This window comes from Rhizobium sp. SSA_523, assembly GCF_030435705.1.
Lineage (GTDB): Bacteria > Pseudomonadota > Alphaproteobacteria > Rhizobiales > Rhizobiaceae > Neorhizobium.
In genome coordinates this window covers 2231665-2248568 of the sequence record NZ_CP129382.1, presented here as the reverse complement: position 1 = coordinate 2248568, position 16904 = coordinate 2231665, and the positions used below count along the sequence as shown (strand labels likewise).

The following is a 16904-nucleotide window of genomic DNA, read 5'->3' as shown; positions in this document are numbered from 1 at the left end:
CAAGCAGAAGGGAACAGAGCCATGCTGGGACCGACCAGTCATGTGGATGAGTTTGCCCGCCAGAATCTTCCGCCGTTCGAGGAATGGCCGGAGCTTCTGCTCGATGGTTTCGACTATCCGGAATATCTCAATGCCGCCGTCGAACTGACGGACCGAATGGTCGAAAAGGGATTTGGCGACCACACGGCGCTGATCGGCAATGGCCGTCGGCGCACCTACAAGGAATTGTCGGACTGGACGAACCGCATCGCCCGTGCGCTGACCGAAGATTACGGGCTGAAGCCCGGCAATCGCGTCCTGATCCGCTCGGCCAACAATCCGGCCATGGTGGCCTGCTGGCTGGCTGCGACCAAGGCCGGGGCAGTGGTTGTCAATACCATGCCCATGCTGCGCTCGGGCGAACTGACCAAGGTGATCGACAAGGCCGAAATTTCCATGGCGCTTTGCGATACGCGCCTGATGGACGAATTGGTGGCCGCCGCCAAGGATAGCCGGTTCCTGAAGCAGGTGATCGGTTTCGACGGCACGGCCAATCATGATGCGGAACTGGACCGGGCCGCACTCGACAAGCCGGTGCGTTACGACGCGGTGAAGACCGGCCGCAACGACGTGGCGCTGCTGGGCTTCACCTCGGGCTCGACCGGCGTTCCCAAGGCGACCATGCATTTCCATCGGGATCTTCTGATCATCGCGGATGCCTATGCACGCGAAGTGCTGGCGGTAACGCCGCAGGACGTGTTTGTCGGTTCGCCCCCGCTCGCCTTCACCTTCGGCCTGGGCGGGCTGGCAATTTTCCCGCTGCGTTTCGGCGCTGCTGCCACGCTTCTGGAAAGCGCAACCCCGCCGAAGATGATGGAGATCATCGAAACCTACAAGGCGACCATCTGTTTCACCGCGCCCACCGCCTATCGGGCAATGATGGCGGCCATGGATCAGGGGAAGGCGGACCTGTCGTCGCTGCGGATTGCGGTCTCGGCGGGAGAGACGCTGCCGGGTCCGGTCTTCGAGGAATGGACGGCGAAGACGGGAAAGCCGATCCTGGACGGGATCGGTGCGACGGAAATGCTGCACATCTTCATCTCAAACCGGCTCGGGGAGGCAAAGCCCGCCTGCACCGGCCGGCCGCTGACCGGCTATGAGGCCAGGATCGTCGACGAAGCGATGAACGAAGTGCCGCGCGGCGTGATCGGCCGGCTGGCCGTCAAGGGACCGATCGGCTGCCGCTATATGGCGGATGATCGCCAGAAGGATTATGTCCGCGACGGCTGGAACCTGACGGGCGACAGCTTCGTCCAGGACGAGGATGGCTACTTCCACTTCGCCGCGCGCTCCGACGACATGATCATCTCCGCCGGCTACAATATTGCGGGGCCGGAAGTGGAAGCGGCGCTTCTGAAGCACGAGGCGGTGCTGGAATGCGCGGTCATCGGCGTGCCGGATGAGGAGCGCGGCGCAATCGTCGAGGCGCATGTCGTGCTGACCGATGGCGCGCAGGCCTGCGACGCCCTGGCGAAGCTCCTGCAGGAGCATGTCAAATCGCTGATCGCGCCGTATAAATATCCCCGCTCCATCATTTTCGCCGAGGCACTTCCGAAGACGGAATCCGGCAAGATCCAGCGCTTCCGGCTGAAGCAGGATCGCGCGGCCTGAGCGCGGCCTCGGGACGATGGGACAAGGGGGGCCGTTCCGGCGAGACCGGACCGGTTTTCGACTATGAAAACGGACTTTCATAAGGCTATGCTGCCTTGCGGAGGTCTTCGGCCCGCGGGTCGAGCCAAAAGACATAAAAATTGGGACGCAAAAAACGGGAGTGCATGAGATGAAGACTTTTCTGAAGGCCGCAACGCTGGCCCTGTCGCTGGGTGCATCGAGCATGGCCATGGCCGATCCGATCAAGATCGGCCTGATCACCACTTTGTCCGGCGGCGGCGCAGGGCTGGGTGTCGATACGCGCGACGGCTTCATGCTGGCGATCAAGCAGGCCGGCAACAAGGACGTGACCGTCATCACCGAGGATGATGCGCAGAAGCCGGAACTGGCGGTGCAGATTGCCGACAAGATGATCCAGAGCGACAAGGTCGATATCCTGACCGGTATCGTCTGGTCGAACCTGCTGATGGCGGTGGTTCCAGGCGCGGTGGCCCAGGGCAAGCTCTATGTCTCGACCAATGCGGCTCCGGCGGCCCTGGCCGGCGAGAAGTGCGATCCTCTGTATTTCAATGCCGCCTATCAGAACGACAATCTTCATGAGGCCATGGGCGAATATGCCAACAAGGTCTACAAGAAGATGTTCATCATGGCGCCGAACTATCCGGCCGGCAAGGATTCGCTGACCGGGTTCAAGCGCTACTACAAAGGCGATCTCGCCAACGAGGTCTATACCAAGGTGGGCCAGACGGATTACGCCGCGGAGATCGCGCAGATCCGTGCCTCCGGCGCCGATGCCGCCTTCGTCTTCCTTCCCGGCGGCATGGGCATCGCCTTCATGAAGCAATATGCCCAGTCCGGCGTCACGATCCCGGTCATCGGCCCCGGCTTCTCCTTCAGCCAGGACGTGCTGCCGGCCATCGGCGATGCCGCACTCGGCGCCAAGGCGTCGGGCCAGTGGGCGAAGGATCTCGACAATGAGGCCAACAAGGCCTTCGTTCCCGCTTTCCAGAAGGAATATGGCCGCCTGCCGTCCATCTATGCCGTCCAGGCCTATGATGCCGCGCAGCTCATCCTGTCGGCAGCAAGCCAGGCCAGCATTTCCGACATGAAGGCCTTCACCGCCGCCCTCAACAAGGCGGATATCAAGTCGCCGCGCGGCAAGTTCAAGTTCAACACGAACCGCCATCCGATCCAGGACATCTATCTGACGGAAGTGGTGAAGGAAGACGGCACGCTGACCAACAAGATCGTCGAGCCGATCTTTACCGATCACGGCGATGCCTATGCGAAAGACTGCAAGAAGTAAGGCGCGTTCGTGAGTTTTGCTCTCGTCATAGAGCAGTTGCTGAATGGGGTTCAGCTCGGAGTCATGCTGTTTCTCATGGCAGCCGGGCTGACCCTCATCTTCGGCGTCATGGGCCTCATCAATCTGGCCCATGGCTCGCTCTATATGGTCGGCGCCTTTGCCTGCGCCAGCGTCGCCGCCTGGACCGGCTCCTTCTGGCTCGGCCTGATCGCCAGCCTGGCAGCCGCTGCAGCGGCCGGCGCGCTTATCGAAATCACCGTCATCCGGCGGCTCTATCATCGCGACCATCTGGATCAGGTGCTGGCCACTTTCGCGCTGATCCTGATCTTTTCGGAAGGGACACGCTGGTTGTTCGGGTCCTTCCCGCTGTATCTCAACATCCCGCCGCTCCTGCAGGGCGCGGTGGCTTTGCCCGGTGGCGCGCAATATCCCGCCTATCGCCTGGCCATCATTGTCGCAGGTGCGCTTGTGGCACTGGGGCTCTACGGGCTGATTTCCCGAACAAGGCTTGGCATGCGCATTCGTGCCGGTGAGAGCGATCGCGAGATGATCGCCGCGCTCGGCGTCGATATCCGCACGCTCTACACGCTGGTCTTTGCGCTGGGCGCCGCGCTGGCCGGCCTGGCGGGCGCCATGGTCGGGGCGCTGCAATCGGTGCAGGTCGGCATGGGGGAACCCGTGCTCATTCTGGCCTTCGTGGTCATCGTCATCGGCGGGATCGGCTCGATCAAGGGGGCGCTTGTCGGTGCCCTGCTGGTCGGGATCGTCGATACGCTCGGACGCTTCCTGCTGCCGCAGATCCTCTCGGTCGTGGTTCCGCCCGACCAGGCGGGGCTGATCGGCGGCGCGCTCGCATCCATGCTGATCTACATCGTGATGGCGATCATTCTTGCGGTCAAGCCGCGCGGCCTGTTTCCGGCACAGGCATGAGGACCTCCCTGATGACCCGCGAGACCCTCGTCAACCTGCTTCTTCTCTCCTGCCTTCTGATCGTGCCCGTTGCGGCGCAGGCCATGGGCGAGACCTTCACCGTGACACTGGTCACACGCATTGCCATCCTGGCGCTTGCCGCGGTCGGCCTCAACATCGCGCTGGGCCTGGGCGGCCTGGTCTCCTTCGGCCATGCTGCCTTCTTCGGCATTGGCGGCTATGCGGCCGGCATCCTTGCCTCGCATGCCATGGCGGGAGAGCCTATGCTGTTCGGCCTGCCCGGCTCCGACCAGATGCCGGTGATCTGGCTCGCTGCCATGGCTGCCGCGGCCTTGGTCAGCCTGGCCATCGGCGCCATCAGTCTCCGGACTTCCGGGGTCTATTTCATCATGATCACGCTCGCCTTTGCGCAGATGGTCTACTACTTCGCCATTTCCTGGCCGGCCTATGGCGGCGAGGACGGCCTGTCGATCGTCCTGCGCAACGGCTTCCCGGGTCTCAACACCATGCGGCCGCTGGATTTCTTCCTGGTCTCGTTCGGCGTCCTCGTCCTGGCGCTCTTGTTTTCGGCACTGCTTTCCGGATCGCGCTTCGGCGCAGCCCTTCAGGCGAGCCGCCAGAACGAGGTGCGGGTCGCCTCCATCGGCATTTCGCCCTTCCCGATCCGGCTGACGGCCTTCGTCATCTCGGCAATGATCACGGCCGTTGCCGGGGCGCTCTATGCGGATCTCAACCGCTTCGTCAGCCCCTCCATGCTGTCCTGGCACATGTCCGGCGAGCTCATCGTCCTGATCATCCTCGGCGGCACGGGGCGGTTGATGGGCCCGCTGGCCGGTGCTGCGCTTTATGTCGTGCTGGAATTCTGGCTGGGCGGCGTGACGGAGCGCTGGCAGTTCTTCCTTGGCCTCATCCTGCTGGCAACGGTCCTGTTTGCGCGCGGCGGCGTTGTCGGGCTTCTGGCTGGAAAGGTGCGTCATGGCTGAACCGGTTCTGGAAATTCGCGATCTGCGCAAGAGTTTCGGGGCGCTGAAAGCAACGGACGGCGTTTCGATCGATCTGCGCCCGGGCGAGATCCACGCATTGATCGGCCCGAACGGGGCGGGCAAATCGACCCTGATCCACCAGATCTGCGGAACGGTGCGTCAGGATAGCGGAGAGATACGCCTCGCCGGCCGCGATATCGGCCAGACCGGGGTCGCGCAGCGGGCCCGGCTGGGGCTGGGAAGAACCTTCCAGATCTCCTCCCTCGCGCTCGAATTTTCGGCGCTCCGCAATGTCATGCTGGCGGTGCAGGCCAGGCAGGGCTCGAGCTTCGCCTTCTTCAAGCCGGTCATGCGCGACCGCGCATTGCGGGAGGCTGCCATGGCGCGGCTGGAGCGGGTCGGCCTTGCGGCCCGCGCGCATGTCCAGGCCTCCGAGCTGTCGCATGGCGAAAAGCGGCAGCTGGAGATCGCCATTGCGCTGGCGCTCGATGTGAAGGCATTCCTGCTGGACGAACCGATGGCCGGCATGGGACCGGAGGGGTCCAAGGCTCTGACGCGTTTCCTCGGCGAACTGCGCCAGGAGGCGCCCATCCTGCTCGTGGAGCATGATATGGATGCCGTCTTTGCCCTGGCGAACCGAATTTCGGTGCTGGTCTATGGGCGGGTGATCGCCACGGGATCGGTGGACGAGATCCGCAACGATCCTGCCGTGCGCAGCGCCTATCTGGGAGATCACGCCTGATGCTGCTCGATGTTCAGGAGATACAGACCTTCTATGGCGGCAGCCAGGCCCTGTTCGGCGTTCGGCTAAGCATGGCGGAGGGTGAGGTCGTGGCGCTGATGGGCCGCAACGGCATGGGCAAATCGACGACGATCAAGTCGATCTGCAATCTCATGCCGCCGAAATCCGGCCGCATCATCTTCGCCGGTACGCCGACCGACCGCCAGCCGCCGCATCGTGTGGCGCGGCTGGGCATCGGCCTGGTGCCGGAGGGCCGCCGCTGCTTTCCCAATCTCAGCGTCTATGAGAACCTGGTGGCGGCCGCACGGTCCGGCCACTGGACGCTGGAACGGGTCAACCAGCTTTTCCCGCGGCTGGCCGAACGGCGTGACCAGATGGCCCGGTCGCTGTCCGGCGGCGAGCAGCAGATGCTGGCGGTCGGCCGCGCGCTGATGACCAATCCGAAGCTTCTCATTCTCGACGAGGCGACGGAGGGACTTGCGCCCGTCATCCGGCAGGATATCTGGCGCGCGATCCGCACCCTGAAGGGAGAGGGGCTTTCGATCCTGGTGGTTGACAAGACGCTGTCCGAATTGCTGCCCGTTGCCGATCGGTGCGTCATCCTGGAAAACGGCCGCAATGTCTGGCAGGGCAGGCCCGGCGACCTGTCCGGCGATCTGCAGGACCGCTATCTCGGCGTGTGACGAACCCGCGTCGGGCCTGGATCCGCTCCGACCTCGGGAACACCGGTCCCTCCCGCGGGTTGGTCCTTCGTGGCGCGGCTGCATGACGGTTCTATCGGAGACATCCGGTGGGGACCCTGCAGCCGGCGCGACGGATCGCAAGCGCGCCGACATCGATTGCAGAGGTCGATGAGGCGCCGCCAGAGCTCGAAGGAGAACAGGATGCCAAGCGCCAAGCCAGACATGCGCGAGCAGATTCCAGTGGAAACGAGTGCCGGAACCGGTGAGGACAGGACCAGGTCCGGTCCCGACCCGATGACGGCCGATCTCCTGCGGGAGAAGAAGAAGCTTGAGGAATCGGATCTCAAGACGCGCGAAAAGACCGATCTTCCGGCAAGTGGACGCGTGGCCGATGCCGGCGATGCCGCGGGCGGCGGCGGTACAGCCTATGATCTCGAGACGCAGGCCGATAGCGTGGCACAGCAGAGCGGATCGACGAAATCCGGCGAGCCGCTCTAGGGTCGAAACTCGATCAGGTTTCGGGCGTGGCGCCGCGTCCTGTAGGGCTATGGCGAAAATCGCCATATTCCATGTCGCGAAGCCTTGCTGGATATCGGCTCCGTTGACATTCAGGCTTACCAACGACGTTTGCGCCAGCCCCCGCGATCAGGCTCCCAGCCGGTCGGTAGGGGCTGGTCCGCCACCCGGACGGGCCTTCGCCAGGCGACCGGCCAGATCCGCCATGCGGCGCACCGCCTTTTCCAGCACATCATCGGGAACAGTGAGCGAGATGCGGATGAAGCCTGCCGCCTGATGGCCGAAGGATGCGCCGGGCATGACGGCGACCTTTTCGGTGTTCAGCAATTCCCAGGCGAAATCCGCGCCGCTGAGGCCGGTGGCGGTCACGTCGACCACCACGAACATGCCGCCTTCCGGCATCATGGGCTTCAAGAGATTGCTGCCGGCAAGGGTGGTCTGCACCAGATTTGCGCGCCGCTGGTAATTGTCGCGCATGATGCGGGCAGTGTCGAAATCCTGCGACAGTGCCAGCGCCGTCATATCCGAGATGAAGGGCTGCACGCCGAAAAGCATGGTTTCCGATACCGGCAGGAGCTTCAGGCAGAATTCCTCCGGACCCGCTGCCCAGCCGCTGCGAAAGCCCGGCGCGGCATGGGATTTGGAAATCGAGGAGACGACGATCGTGCGCTCCGCAAGCTCCGGCATGTCGAAGGGGGAAGCAAAACTCCCGCCGAACAGCAATTGCTCGTAGACTTCGTCGCAGACGATCCACAGATCATGCTTGCGGCAGACCTTGCCGATGGCGGCGATCTCGCTTTCGCTCAAGACGGCGCCGGTCGGATTGTGCGGCGTGTTGAGCAGAAGAACGCGGGCTTCCGGCGTGACGGCGCGTTCGAGATCCTCCGCCTGCAGGTGGAAGCGGTTTTCCGGGCGAAGCGGGACCTCGATGAGATGCGCCCCGGTCGAGGCGATGACGCCTTCATAGGTCGCGTAGAGCGGATCGCCGACCAGAACGCCGTCTCCGGCCTCCACCAGGCCGGTCATCACCGCATAGAGCGCGGTCTGCGTGCCGGGAAAGCAGAGGAAATTCTTTTCCGTCACGCCCGGCCGGCGCTTCTCATACTTGGCGACCAGCGCCTTCAGCACCGCCGGCTCGCCGCGGCCATTGGAATAGCGTGTGCGGCCGGCATGCATGGCGCGCGCGCATTCGTCAAGCAGGGCGCGGTCCGGCGGCAGGTCCGGTTCGCCAATGGTGAGCTCGATGACCGGCTCCCCCGCGGCGACCATGCGGCGGGCGGCCAGATGCAGCGCCCAGCGGCCGGAGCCAAGATCTGCAAGGCGATCGGTAATGGATGCGTAGCGCACGGTATTTCTCCAGTTCAGACCTTATCAAAGCGCCGCCCTGCGCCGTCTTGCACGCTGCAAGCCAACGCGGCGGCTGGTATCGTTTCACGCATCCTGCGTCCGGCTTCGGTCCTGCGGCTTGATCCGATGCAGCCGAAGCCCCTTTGGCTCCGGCATGGTCGTGTCGAGCACCGCCGCACCCCGGTCGGGATTATGCCTGAAGCGTCTGCGGGGCAAGCCCCAGCATCTGCTCGACCGAACGAAGGGCCAGGCCCGCAAGATCAGCCTGCTCCAGTTCATCGCCCAGAAGCGAACCCTCCAGCCACAGCCCGTCGATCAGACCGTTGACCGCCATGGCGAAGGCACGCGCCTCTTCCGGTCCTGCGGGACGTTCCTGCTCGGCCAGGCAGCCGCCGATCATCTCCTCGAGCGTGGCCAGGAAGGCAACATAATGGTCCCGGTGAATGGCTGCAAAGCCGGGATTGATCGGAACATGGCCGATGAAGGCGGCCCAGATGGAGATGGTGCGGGCATCAGCAACCGGCGGCGTCAGGCTGGTGCGGATGAAGCGTCCAAGCCGCTCGACAGCACTTGCCGGGAGCCTTGCGATCTCATGGCCGGGAGCGAACATCTCCGTCATCAGGTGGCGGTAGGCCGCCTGCATCATCTGGTCCTTCCCGTCGAAATAATGCCGGACAAGACCGCCGGTCACGCCGGCGCGGGCGGCAATCTGGCGGATTGTCGCGCCGGTTATGCCGAGCTCGGCGACGCAGTCCAGCGTGGCGGAGATCAGCTCCTCCCGCCGGACCGCTTCGGGCGCCCTCTGGTAGCTGCGCCGGCTCAACCGGCGCGCCGCAGGATCGGGCGGGTGAGGCAGGTCGGCCCGCCTTCGCAGGCAATGCACAGCGCATCGGCGGCGAATGTCTCGACGCGGCAGCCATGCGCTTCCATGACCGCCTTGGTGCCGGGAAAGCCGTCTACCATGATGACATTGCCGGGCGCGGTCGGCAGGACGTTGAGGTTCAGGCCGTTGCTCGCCGAAAACTCGGCCTCCGGCGCATGGATGAGCGTATAGCCGCGCTCCCGCAACAGCATGTAGAAGGCCGCCGGCATCAGCGGCGCATGGACCAGCGCCATGGTTTGCGTCAGCGGGCTGATCACCGACATCAGATGCAGGCAGGCCTCTTCGCCCTGCCAGAGCGGCAGGTCGTAAGCCAGAACGGTAATGCCGATGGGCGCGAGCAAGGCGGACAGTTGGTCGATGCCGGACTGGTTGGTGCGCACGCCGCGGCCGACCGCCAGAGTGCCGGCATCGACAAAGACGCAATCGCCTCCCTCGACCGTACCGGGGGCCTCGATCCGCCCGAGGATCGGGATCCCCGCCTTGCGGTACAGCTTTTCGTGCAGAGCCGGCTCATCGGCGCGCAGCGGTTTGCCCATGCGCAGGATGACTGCGCCCCGATCGGTCATCAGCGAGGGATCATGGGTGAACATGGCATCCGCCAGGCCATCGCCGTCATCGTCGAGCCACAGGATTTCCGAGCCCGAGGCGGCCACGAGATCGGCAAATTGCCGGTGCTGGGCAATGGCCTTCTCGGCATCGAAGCTTTTGCCGTAATGCCAGACTTCCGCCTTTGCCTGCCGAAGGCTCTCGCCCGGACGGCGCATCAGGACGCGCAGGAGAGGGGTTGCCATGGCCTGGCAGCCAAACGCATTCATGGGAAACCTCGGATAGGAGTTGCACAATAGTGGATTAAACCTGTGTTATTATACGCTTGAGTAATCCCCGGACAAGTGCAAAACTCCGCCTCAGGCGTTCGGCTCCAGCATCGCGGGCGTTTGAAAACAGGCTGGGAAATTCGGGGTGTGAAGACCGGCAAAAGCCGGCGGTGTAGGGAATATGGCGGAAGAGGCGCAAGCCATCGAAGTTCGGGATCTTCACAAGCGGTTTGGCCCGCTGGAGGTTCTCAAAGGTGTATCGCTGACGGCAAACCAGGGCGACGTGATCGCCATCATCGGCGGCAGCGGATCGGGAAAGTCCACCTTCCTGCGCTGTATCAACATGCTGGAACTGCCGACATCCGGATCGATCAGCGTGCATGGCGAGACGATCCAGATGAAGTCGGACAAGCATGGGGGCCTGCTGCCTGCCAATCGCAAGCAGATCCAGCGCATCCGCACCAAGCTTGGTATGGTGTTCCAGAGTTTCAACCTCTGGCAGCACATGACCGTGCTGCAGAATGTCATCGAAGTGCCGGTCCATGTCCTTGACCAGCCGCGCGATCAGGCGATTGCGGTGGCCGAGACGCTTCTGCGCCGCGTCGGCCTGCATGAAAAGCGCGATGCCTATCCGTCCTTCCTCTCCGGCGGCCAGCAGCAGCGGGCGGCGATTGCCCGCGCACTGGCCATCCAGCCGCTGGTCATGCTGTTCGACGAGCCGACATCGGCGCTCGATCCCGAGCTCGTCGGCGAGGTTCTCACCGTCATCGGCGATCTGGCGCAGGAAAAGCGCACCATGATCCTGGTCACGCATGAGATGAAATTCGCCCGCAAGGTGGCGAGTCATGTGGTGTATCTGCATGGCGGGGTGATCGAAGAGCAGGGACCGCCCGAAGCGATTTTCGAAGACCCGCAATCGGAGCGGCTGAAAAAATTCATCAGCTCCGTCCATTAGTAATCACAAAAATAGTGAAAGGGGACCAATATGTTCAATCTGTTGAAGTCCGCAGCCTTGGCTCTTGCCGTCTCGACCATGGCGTTCGGCGCCGCCTCCGCTCAGGAGGTAAAGGTTGGGGTGGCGGCGGAACCTTATCCGCCCTTCACCTCGCCGGATGCGAGCGGCAAGTGGGTCGGCTGGGAAGTCGAATTCATGGAGGCCGTCTGCGCCGAGGCGAAGGTTTCCTGCGTTCTGACACCGGTGGCCTGGGATGGTATCATCCCCGCACTCACTTCCAAGAAGATCGACGCCATCATGAGCTCCATGTCGATCACCGAAGAGCGCGAGAAGACGATCGCCTTCAGCGATAAATACTACAACACGCCTGCCTCGATCGTCGGCGCCAAGGACATGGCTTTCGACGCGACGCCGGACGGCTTGAAGGACAAGATCGTCGGCGTGCAGGTCTCGACCATCCATGCCGATTACGCCAAGAAGTATTTCCAGCCCGTCGCTTCGGAAATCAAGGAATACCAGACGCTCGACGAGGCCAATCAGGATCTCGCGGCAGGTCGTCTCGATGCCGTCTTCGCCGACCTCATCACTCTGGATGCCTTCCTGAAATCCGACCAGGGCAAGGCCTGCTGCGCTCTCAAGGGCAATGTGGCGGATGATCCGGCCGTTCTTGGACCGGGCATCGGCATCGGCCTTCGCCAGGACGACAAGGAGCTGAAGGAGAAGTTCAACGCCGCCATCAAGGCCGTCCGCGCCAATGGCACCTATGCGTCGATCTCCAAGAAATATTTCGATTTCGACATCTACGGCAAGTAAGCCTCCTTCTCGTGATGGACCTGCCGGAACCGCCCCCTGTCAGAGGGGGCGGGCCGGCCTGTCCGTTCCGCCTCGAAAGCGCTTCCGATGGACGCCACGCTTCAACTTCTGTCCCTTCAATCGCCCGGCTGGGGCGGCGTGCTGCTGGCCGGTCTTGCCGCCTCGCTGCAGGTCGCTTTCGGCGGCTATCTGCTTGGCCTCATCATCGGCACCGCCGGCGCCGCCGGGAAGCTGTGGGGCGGGCCGGTCCTGCGCGATGTGCTGGAGGTCTACACCACGGTGGTGCGGGGCGTTCCGGAACTGGTCCTCATTCTCATTCTCTATTATGCCGGCACCGATGCCGTGAACCAGGTGATGGCGCTTCTCGGCCTTCCCGCCGTTGATATCAGCGGATTGGCCGCCGGCATCTTTGTCATCGGCGTCGTGCAGGGCGCCTATTCCACGGAAGTCCTGCGGGGCGCGATCCTCTCCATTCCGCCGGGCCAGATCGAGGCGGCGCGCGCTTACGGCATGTCGCCGCTGCTTGCACTGCGCCGTGTGACGCTTCCCGCCATGCTGCCCTTCGCGCTGCCGGGCCTGTCCAATCTCTGGCTGATCGCGACCAAGGATACCGCGCTGCTGGCGGTCGTCGGCTTTGCCGAGCTGACCCTTGTGACCCGCCAGGCCGCCGGTACGACGAAGGCCTATATGACCTTCTTCCTGGCGGCGGGCGCGCTTTATCTCGCCGTCACGCTGATTTCGAACCTCGTCATCCGCGCCCTTGAAAAGCGCGCCCTGCGCGGCATGGTGCGGCCGGAGGCGGCGCTATGAGCGTGCTTCCGGAACCGGCTGCCTATATCGCCCCCAAGGCGCGGAGCCTGCGGGAGCCGCATCGCATCGTCCTGATGCTGATCTTTGCCGGCCTCATCGTCTGCGCGGCCTGGTTCATGCGCTGGGACTGGCTGCCGCGTTACCAGGAGCGCCTGCTGTACGGCCTCTGGCAGACCCTCCTGCTGCTGTTTTCCACCTCCATTGTCGGCTTTCTCCTGGCTGTGCCGCTGGGGCTCGTTCAGGTAACCGGGCCGCGCCCGCTTGCGCTCCTTGCCCGCGGCTTCTGTACGCTGATCCGCGGCACGCCGCTGCTTCTGCAGCTCTGGCTCCTCTATTACGGCCTGGGTTCGGTCTTCGCCCAGTTTCCCGAAATCCGCTCCTCCTTCCTCTGGCCCTATCTGCGGCAGGCCTGGCCTTACGGCTTCACGGCGCTGATGATCTCTTTCGCCGCCTATGAGGGAGAGGTGATGCGCGGCGCCTTTGCCGGCGTGCCCAAGGGCGAGCTGGAGGCGGCGCGTGCCTTCGGCATGGGGCGCTTCACCATGTTCCGCCGCATCTGGCTGCCCCGTGCCATTCACCGGGCGCTGCCGACGCTGACCGGCGAAACGGTGCTGCAGCTGAAATCCACGCCCCTGGTGGCGACAATCACGGTGGTGGATGTCTATGCCATCATCTCCCGCGTGCGGCAGGAGACCTTCCTCACCTATGAGCCGCTCTTGCTTCTGGCGCTCATCTATCTCTGCCTCACCGGCATGCTCGTCTATGCATTCCGGCTGGTGGAAAAGCGCATACCGAGCCGCGGCGCCTGATCGAAGACGCATCGGGGAGGGCGCGACGCCTCTTCCGGATAGCGCGATGAAGTATTTCCGGTAGAAACGGGATCACCTGAAATGCTCGATCTCTTTGTTTTTACGCAGTCCGGACGCAAAACTGCTGAGGCATTTTTGCTGGACCTGCTCCAGCGGCCTGTTGTCCCGACGGCGACAGCAGGTCGTCTTATGCCAGCCGGCCGGTGCGGCGCAGATGGAGCATGGCCCAGGCGCCGAGGAAGGGGCCGGGCGCCAGGAACAGGAAGCACCATTGCCAGCCGCCGAGCACATCGGCCAGCTGTGGCATCAGCCAGATGCTGACGATCGTCAGCGCAAAGCCGAGGCCCATCTGCAGGGACAGGGCCGTGCCGACCAGATGCTGGTCGCAAAGCTCCGTTGCTGCCGCGGAAAACTGTGCCGAATCGCCGATTACCGTGATCCCCCACAGGCATACAACCAGCATCAACAGCAGCGGCGGGCCGTCAAAGACAAAACCGACAAGCAGGGCGCAGCTGCCGGATGCGATCATCATTCCGGCCGTGGTGGCCGCGCGGCCGATCCGATCCGACAGAACGCCGCCGATCAGGCAGCCGAGGACACCCGCCGTCAGCGCCGCAAAGGTCGCCAGCGATCCGGATCCGGCGGCATTGCCGGCAAAGGCAGCGGGCGAGGCGGACAGGAAGGCCAGCAGCCAGGCCCAGAGCGCATAGAGCTCCCACATATGGCCGAGATAGCCGGCATTCACCAGCATCAAACTGCGGTTTCGCAGAACCATGGCGATCTGGCGCGGGTCGAAGGTCGCCTTTGAAAAGGGGAAGGGGCCTTCCTTGACGACCAGCAGGAAGAGAAGGGCGCCGAAGACGGCGCAGAGCGAGGCCAATCCCACGACCAGTCTCCAGTCGAGTGACGAAGACAGGCCGGCAAAGAGGTGCGGCAGGGAGGATCCGGCGGTGAGCGCCCCGATGACAAAGCCGAGCGCCAGGCCCCGGCCTTTCTGAAACCAGGTGGCTGCAAGCTTCATGGCAGGCGGATAGACGCCGGCCAGTGCCATGCCGCAGAGAAAGCGGGCGGTCACGGCGCCGAACAGGCCAGGCTCCAGCAGAAGCCCGGCATTGGTGAGGCCGGCGGCAAGGGCGGCCGCCGCCGCCAGCCGGTTCATCCGCAGGATGTCGGGCAGGTTGACCAGGCTGGAAAGGAGTGCGCCGGTGACGAAACCCAGCTGCACCGCATTGGTCAGCCAGGCGGCGGCGGAGGGCGGGAGCGCCAGCGCCGCGATCATGCCGGGGGCGACGGCGGTTGCCGAGAACCAGGAGGAGAGGGACAGCACGACGGCAAGGCAAAGCCAGGCCAGCATGCTCCATCGGCGCCCGGAACCGGTGGTTTTCTCGCTCATCCCGCAAAGGTCCCTATCAGCTCTCGGTCATCTCAGCCATCATCTCAGCCGGTCATCTCACTCGGCCATCTGTCGGAAACCCGCAGCGATATGGCGGTCCGGCAGGCGAGGTCCGCCGAACAGCTTCTGCCGTAGCGGCCCTTCGGCATAGGATGTCTTGTAGAGACCACGTTCCTGCAGGATCGGCACCACCAGCTCGATCACATCGTCGAAGCACTCGGGCACGACGGTGCGCGACAGGTTGAAGCCGTCAATCCCGGCATCCCGGCTCCAGGCCGCCAGCTGGTCTGCAACGGCTTCGGCCGAGCCGATCATTGGTGCCTGCCGGCTGCCCAGCACCATCTGCTCCAGGAGGCGACGCTTGGTCCATTGCGGGCCGGCACTGCGGCCGATCGCTTCCACATTGGAGACAATGGCATTGCTCTTGCCGGTGTCGATGGGCTCATCCAGGTCATATTTCGAGAAATCGATGCCGAGCGAGGCGGCCGCATGAACAAGAGCCGCCTCGGAGCTGACATAGCCGCGGTATTCCTCGAACTTCTCCCGGGCTTCGGCATCCGTTCTGCCGGTCACGATGGTGGCTCCCATGAAGATCTTGATGTCCTCCGCCTGCCGGCCGCCCGCCACCGCACGGCTGCGAATGTCATCGACGATCTCCCGGACGCCTTCGATCTTCTGGCCGTTGACGAAAACGCATTCGGCATGCGTGGCGGCAAATTGCCGGCCACGGCTGGACGAGCCGGCCTGATAGAGCACCGGCGTCCTTTGCGGAGACGGCGCCGAAAGATGCATGGCATCGATTCGGTACTGCTTGCCGGCATGACGGATCTTGCGCACCTTGTCGGGATCGGCATAGCGCTGGTTGACGCGGTCGAACAGCACCGCATCATCCGCCCAGCTCTCCTCCCAAAGCCGGTAGACGACCTCCATATATTCGTCCGCCAGGTCGTAGCGATCGTCATGGGCGGCCTGGGCATCGAGGCCGATGGCTTTTGCCGCGCTGTCCAGATAGCCGGTGACGATGTTCCAGCCGATTCGCCCGCCCGTCAGGTGGTCGAGCGTGGACATGCGCCGGGCAAACAGGAAGGGCGTCTCATAGGTCAGATTGGCCGTCACGCCGAAGCCGAGATGCCGCGTCACTGCCGCCATGGCTGGGACAAGCAGCATCGGATCGTTGACCGGCACCTGCACGGCGCCGCGCAGGGCCGCATCCGCGGATCCGCCCAGAACATCGTTCACCCCGACCACATCGGCGAGGAAGATGCCGTCGAACAGGCCTTCCTCCAGACGTCGCGCGTAACGGGTCCAGTAATGAAGGTCGCAATAGCGATGCGACTGGTCGCGGGGATGCGTCCACAGGCCGTGCTGGATATGGCCGACGCAGTTCATGTCGAAGGCGTTGAAACGGATCTGGCGCATGGTCCCTCGGATGTATCGGGTGTAGCGGTCATGACGAAAGACGCCGCTCAGCCGGCTTCCGGCTGCGTCGGGTCGATGATCTGCACGAACAGGCAAACCTGGTGTCTTGCGTCTGGTATCGATTGGCTAGGCCAGGCCGGCCGGCGGCGTTTCCTATCGGCGTATTTTCGTCTACTATAAGAGACAGTTTTTTAGGAAATGCAAGAATGGATGTTCTCACGGATGCCATTGCTGCCTGTCTGCGGGGCGAAAGGGAGCGGCGCGCCTGGTCGCTTGCGGAGCTTGCCGAGCGGTCCGGCGTCTCGAAGGCAATGATCAGCAAGATCGAACGGTGCGAGGCGAGCCCCACAGCCACGGTGCTTGGACGCCTGTCCGGCGCCTTCGGCCTGCCGCTCTCCGCGCTTTTGTCGATTGCCGAGCGCTCCGGCGAAAAGCTGGTGCGGGCCGCCGATCAGCCGGTCTGGACGGATCCGGAAACCGGATATCAGCGCCGCGCTTTGTCGCCGGTCACAGGAGGCGGGCTGGAGGTGATCGAGGTGATGTTGCCGCCCGGCGTTCGCATTCCCTATCCCGCCGCGGCCTTCGCCTTTCAGCGGCAACAGATTCTGATCCTGGCCGGATGCCTGGATTTTACCGAAGGCGATGTGACGCACCGCCTGCAGGTGGGCGATTGTCTGGAGCTTGGCGCGCCGCAGCCCTGCCTCTTCTCCAATGCCTCTTCAGAGGCGGTCCGCTACCTCGTCGTGCTGGCCAGGCGATGACCGGAAAGGACGGTCTCAGGCCCCGAGCCACAGCTTGATCAGGAGGCCGACCACCGCCACGCAACCCACCCCGGCGCACCACAAAAGGA

The 16904-nt window shown here is 63.8% G+C and carries 17 protein-coding genes; 12 read left to right on the top strand and 5 right to left on the bottom strand.

Going from position 1 to position 16904, the window contains the following annotated elements; genetic code table 11:
* Positions 1 to 21 precede the first annotated feature (21 nt).
* The 7 genes from QTJ18_RS19110 (at position 22) to QTJ18_RS19080 (ending at position 6792) form a co-directional block, all read left to right on the top strand.
* Positions 22 to 1650 carry an AMP-binding protein gene (locus QTJ18_RS19110; RefSeq protein WP_252752463.1) on the top strand — a complete coding sequence of 543 codons (1629 nt, stop codon included), beginning with the start codon at positions 22 to 24 and terminating at the stop codon, positions 1648 to 1650.
* Positions 1651 to 1819: 169 nt separating this feature from the next.
* Positions 1820 to 2956 (top strand): ABC transporter substrate-binding protein, encoded by a 1137-nt coding sequence (locus QTJ18_RS19105; RefSeq protein ID WP_252752464.1) that lies wholly within the window; start codon positions 1820 to 1822, stop codon positions 2954 to 2956.
* Positions 2957 to 2965: 9 nt separating this feature from the next.
* Positions 2966 to 3886 (top strand): branched-chain amino acid ABC transporter permease, encoded by a 921-nt coding sequence (locus QTJ18_RS19100; RefSeq protein ID WP_252752465.1) that lies wholly within the window; start codon positions 2966 to 2968, stop codon positions 3884 to 3886.
* 11 nt (positions 3887 to 3897) lie between these two features.
* The gene (locus QTJ18_RS19095) at positions 3898 to 4869 is read left to right on the top strand and encodes a branched-chain amino acid ABC transporter permease (RefSeq protein WP_252752466.1); all 972 of its coding nucleotides are present in this window, start codon (positions 3898 to 3900) and stop codon (positions 4867 to 4869) included.
* Positions 4862 to 5611, top strand: coding sequence for an ABC transporter ATP-binding protein (locus QTJ18_RS19090; RefSeq protein WP_252752467.1), 750 nt, complete (start codon positions 4862 to 4864; stop codon positions 5609 to 5611). The genes QTJ18_RS19095 and QTJ18_RS19090 overlap by 8 nt, the downstream gene beginning before the upstream one ends.
* Entirely contained in the window at positions 5608 to 6294 is a 687-nt protein-coding gene (locus QTJ18_RS19085) for an ABC transporter ATP-binding protein (RefSeq protein ID WP_252752873.1), read from the top strand. The genes QTJ18_RS19090 and QTJ18_RS19085 overlap by 4 nt, the downstream gene beginning before the upstream one ends.
* A 201-nt stretch (positions 6295 to 6495) precedes the next feature.
* Entirely contained in the window at positions 6496 to 6792 is a 297-nt protein-coding gene (locus QTJ18_RS19080; RefSeq protein ID WP_252752468.1) for a hypothetical protein, read from the top strand.
* A 147-nt stretch (positions 6793 to 6939) separates the two neighbouring features.
* Here QTJ18_RS19080 and QTJ18_RS19075 read toward each other — a convergent pair whose 3' ends face one another.
* From QTJ18_RS19075 to QTJ18_RS19065, 3 genes are all read right to left on the bottom strand, one after another.
* Positions 6940 to 8157 (bottom strand): pyridoxal phosphate-dependent aminotransferase, encoded by a 1218-nt coding sequence (locus QTJ18_RS19075; RefSeq protein ID WP_252752469.1) that lies wholly within the window; start codon positions 8155 to 8157, stop codon positions 6940 to 6942.
* Between the two features lie 190 nt (positions 8158 to 8347).
* Positions 8348 to 8980, bottom strand: coding sequence for a TetR family transcriptional regulator C-terminal domain-containing protein (locus QTJ18_RS19070; protein WP_252752470.1), 633 nt, complete (start codon positions 8978 to 8980; stop codon positions 8348 to 8350).
* Positions 8977 to 9831 (bottom strand): dimethylarginine dimethylaminohydrolase family protein, encoded by an 855-nt coding sequence (locus tag QTJ18_RS19065; protein WP_252752471.1) that lies wholly within the window; start codon positions 9829 to 9831, stop codon positions 8977 to 8979. Before QTJ18_RS19065 ends, QTJ18_RS19070 begins: the two co-directional genes overlap by 4 nt.
* Before the next feature lie 205 nt (positions 9832 to 10036).
* Here QTJ18_RS19065 and QTJ18_RS19060 point away from each other — a divergent pair, with 205 nt between their 5' ends.
* The 4 genes from QTJ18_RS19060 (at position 10037) to QTJ18_RS19045 (ending at position 13242) form a co-directional block, all read left to right on the top strand.
* Positions 10037 to 10810 carry an ABC transporter ATP-binding protein gene (locus tag QTJ18_RS19060; RefSeq protein WP_252752472.1) on the top strand — a complete coding sequence of 258 codons (774 nt, stop codon included), beginning with the start codon at positions 10037 to 10039 and terminating at the stop codon, positions 10808 to 10810.
* Positions 10811 to 10840: 30 nt separating this feature from the next.
* Complete coding sequence (locus QTJ18_RS19055) at positions 10841 to 11623, top strand: transporter substrate-binding domain-containing protein (RefSeq protein WP_252752473.1); 783 nt, start codon at positions 10841 to 10843, stop codon at positions 11621 to 11623.
* A gap of 87 nt (positions 11624 to 11710) precedes the next feature.
* The gene (locus QTJ18_RS19050; RefSeq protein ID WP_252752474.1) at positions 11711 to 12433 is read left to right on the top strand and encodes an ABC transporter permease; all 723 of its coding nucleotides are present in this window, start codon (positions 11711 to 11713) and stop codon (positions 12431 to 12433) included.
* Positions 12430 to 13242 (top strand): ABC transporter permease, encoded by an 813-nt coding sequence (locus QTJ18_RS19045; RefSeq protein ID WP_252752475.1) that lies wholly within the window; start codon positions 12430 to 12432, stop codon positions 13240 to 13242. Before QTJ18_RS19050 ends, QTJ18_RS19045 begins: the two co-directional genes overlap by 4 nt.
* Positions 13243 to 13429: 187 nt before the next feature.
* Here the strand turns inward: QTJ18_RS19045 and QTJ18_RS19040 are convergent, their stop codons facing one another.
* Both QTJ18_RS19040 and QTJ18_RS19035 read right to left on the bottom strand, forming a co-directional pair.
* The gene (locus QTJ18_RS19040; protein ID WP_252752476.1) at positions 13430 to 14635 is read right to left on the bottom strand and encodes an MFS transporter; all 1206 of its coding nucleotides are present in this window, start codon (positions 14633 to 14635) and stop codon (positions 13430 to 13432) included.
* 57 nt (positions 14636 to 14692) lie between these two features.
* Positions 14693 to 16054: an LLM class flavin-dependent oxidoreductase gene (locus tag QTJ18_RS19035; protein WP_252752477.1), complete on the bottom strand. Its 1362-nt coding sequence runs from the start codon at positions 16052 to 16054 to the stop codon at positions 14693 to 14695.
* Between the two features lie 206 nt (positions 16055 to 16260).
* Here QTJ18_RS19035 and QTJ18_RS19030 point away from each other — a divergent pair, with 206 nt between their 5' ends.
* Entirely contained in the window at positions 16261 to 16815 is a 555-nt protein-coding gene (locus QTJ18_RS19030; RefSeq protein WP_252752478.1) for a helix-turn-helix domain-containing protein, read from the top strand.
* Positions 16816 to 16904 lie beyond the last annotated feature (89 nt).

Excerpts from the sequence above, each read along its gene's own strand:
- QTJ18_RS19110 (WP_252752463.1), top strand. The coding sequence starts at position 22 with ATGCTGGGACCGACCAGTCATGTGGATGAGTTTGCCCGCCAGAATCTT.
- QTJ18_RS19105 (WP_252752464.1), top strand. The coding sequence starts at position 1,820 with ATGAAGACTTTTCTGAAGGCCGCAACGCTGGCCCTGTCGCTGGGTGCA.
- QTJ18_RS19095 (WP_252752466.1), top strand. The coding sequence starts at position 3,898 with ATGACCCGCGAGACCCTCGTCAACCTGCTTCTTCTCTCCTGCCTTCTG.
- QTJ18_RS19090 (WP_252752467.1), top strand. The coding sequence starts at position 4,862 with ATGGCTGAACCGGTTCTGGAAATTCGCGATCTGCGCAAGAGTTTCGGG.
- QTJ18_RS19080 (WP_252752468.1), top strand. The coding sequence starts at position 6,496 with ATGCCAAGCGCCAAGCCAGACATGCGCGAGCAGATTCCAGTGGAAACG.
- QTJ18_RS19065 (WP_252752471.1), bottom strand. The coding sequence starts at position 9,831 with ATGGCAACCCCTCTCCTGCGCGTCCTGATGCGCCGTCCGGGCGAGAGC.
- QTJ18_RS19060 (WP_252752472.1), top strand. The coding sequence starts at position 10,037 with ATGGCGGAAGAGGCGCAAGCCATCGAAGTTCGGGATCTTCACAAGCGG.
- QTJ18_RS19055 (WP_252752473.1), top strand. The coding sequence starts at position 10,841 with ATGTTCAATCTGTTGAAGTCCGCAGCCTTGGCTCTTGCCGTCTCGACC.
- QTJ18_RS19050 (WP_252752474.1), top strand. The coding sequence starts at position 11,711 with ATGGACGCCACGCTTCAACTTCTGTCCCTTCAATCGCCCGGCTGGGGC.
- QTJ18_RS19045 (WP_252752475.1), top strand. The coding sequence starts at position 12,430 with ATGAGCGTGCTTCCGGAACCGGCTGCCTATATCGCCCCCAAGGCGCGG.
- QTJ18_RS19040 (WP_252752476.1), bottom strand. The coding sequence starts at position 14,635 with ATGAGCGAGAAAACCACCGGTTCCGGGCGCCGATGGAGCATGCTGGCC.
- QTJ18_RS19035 (WP_252752477.1), bottom strand. The coding sequence starts at position 16,054 with ATGCGCCAGATCCGTTTCAACGCCTTCGACATGAACTGCGTCGGCCAT.
- QTJ18_RS19030 (WP_252752478.1), top strand. The coding sequence starts at position 16,261 with ATGGATGTTCTCACGGATGCCATTGCTGCCTGTCTGCGGGGCGAAAGG.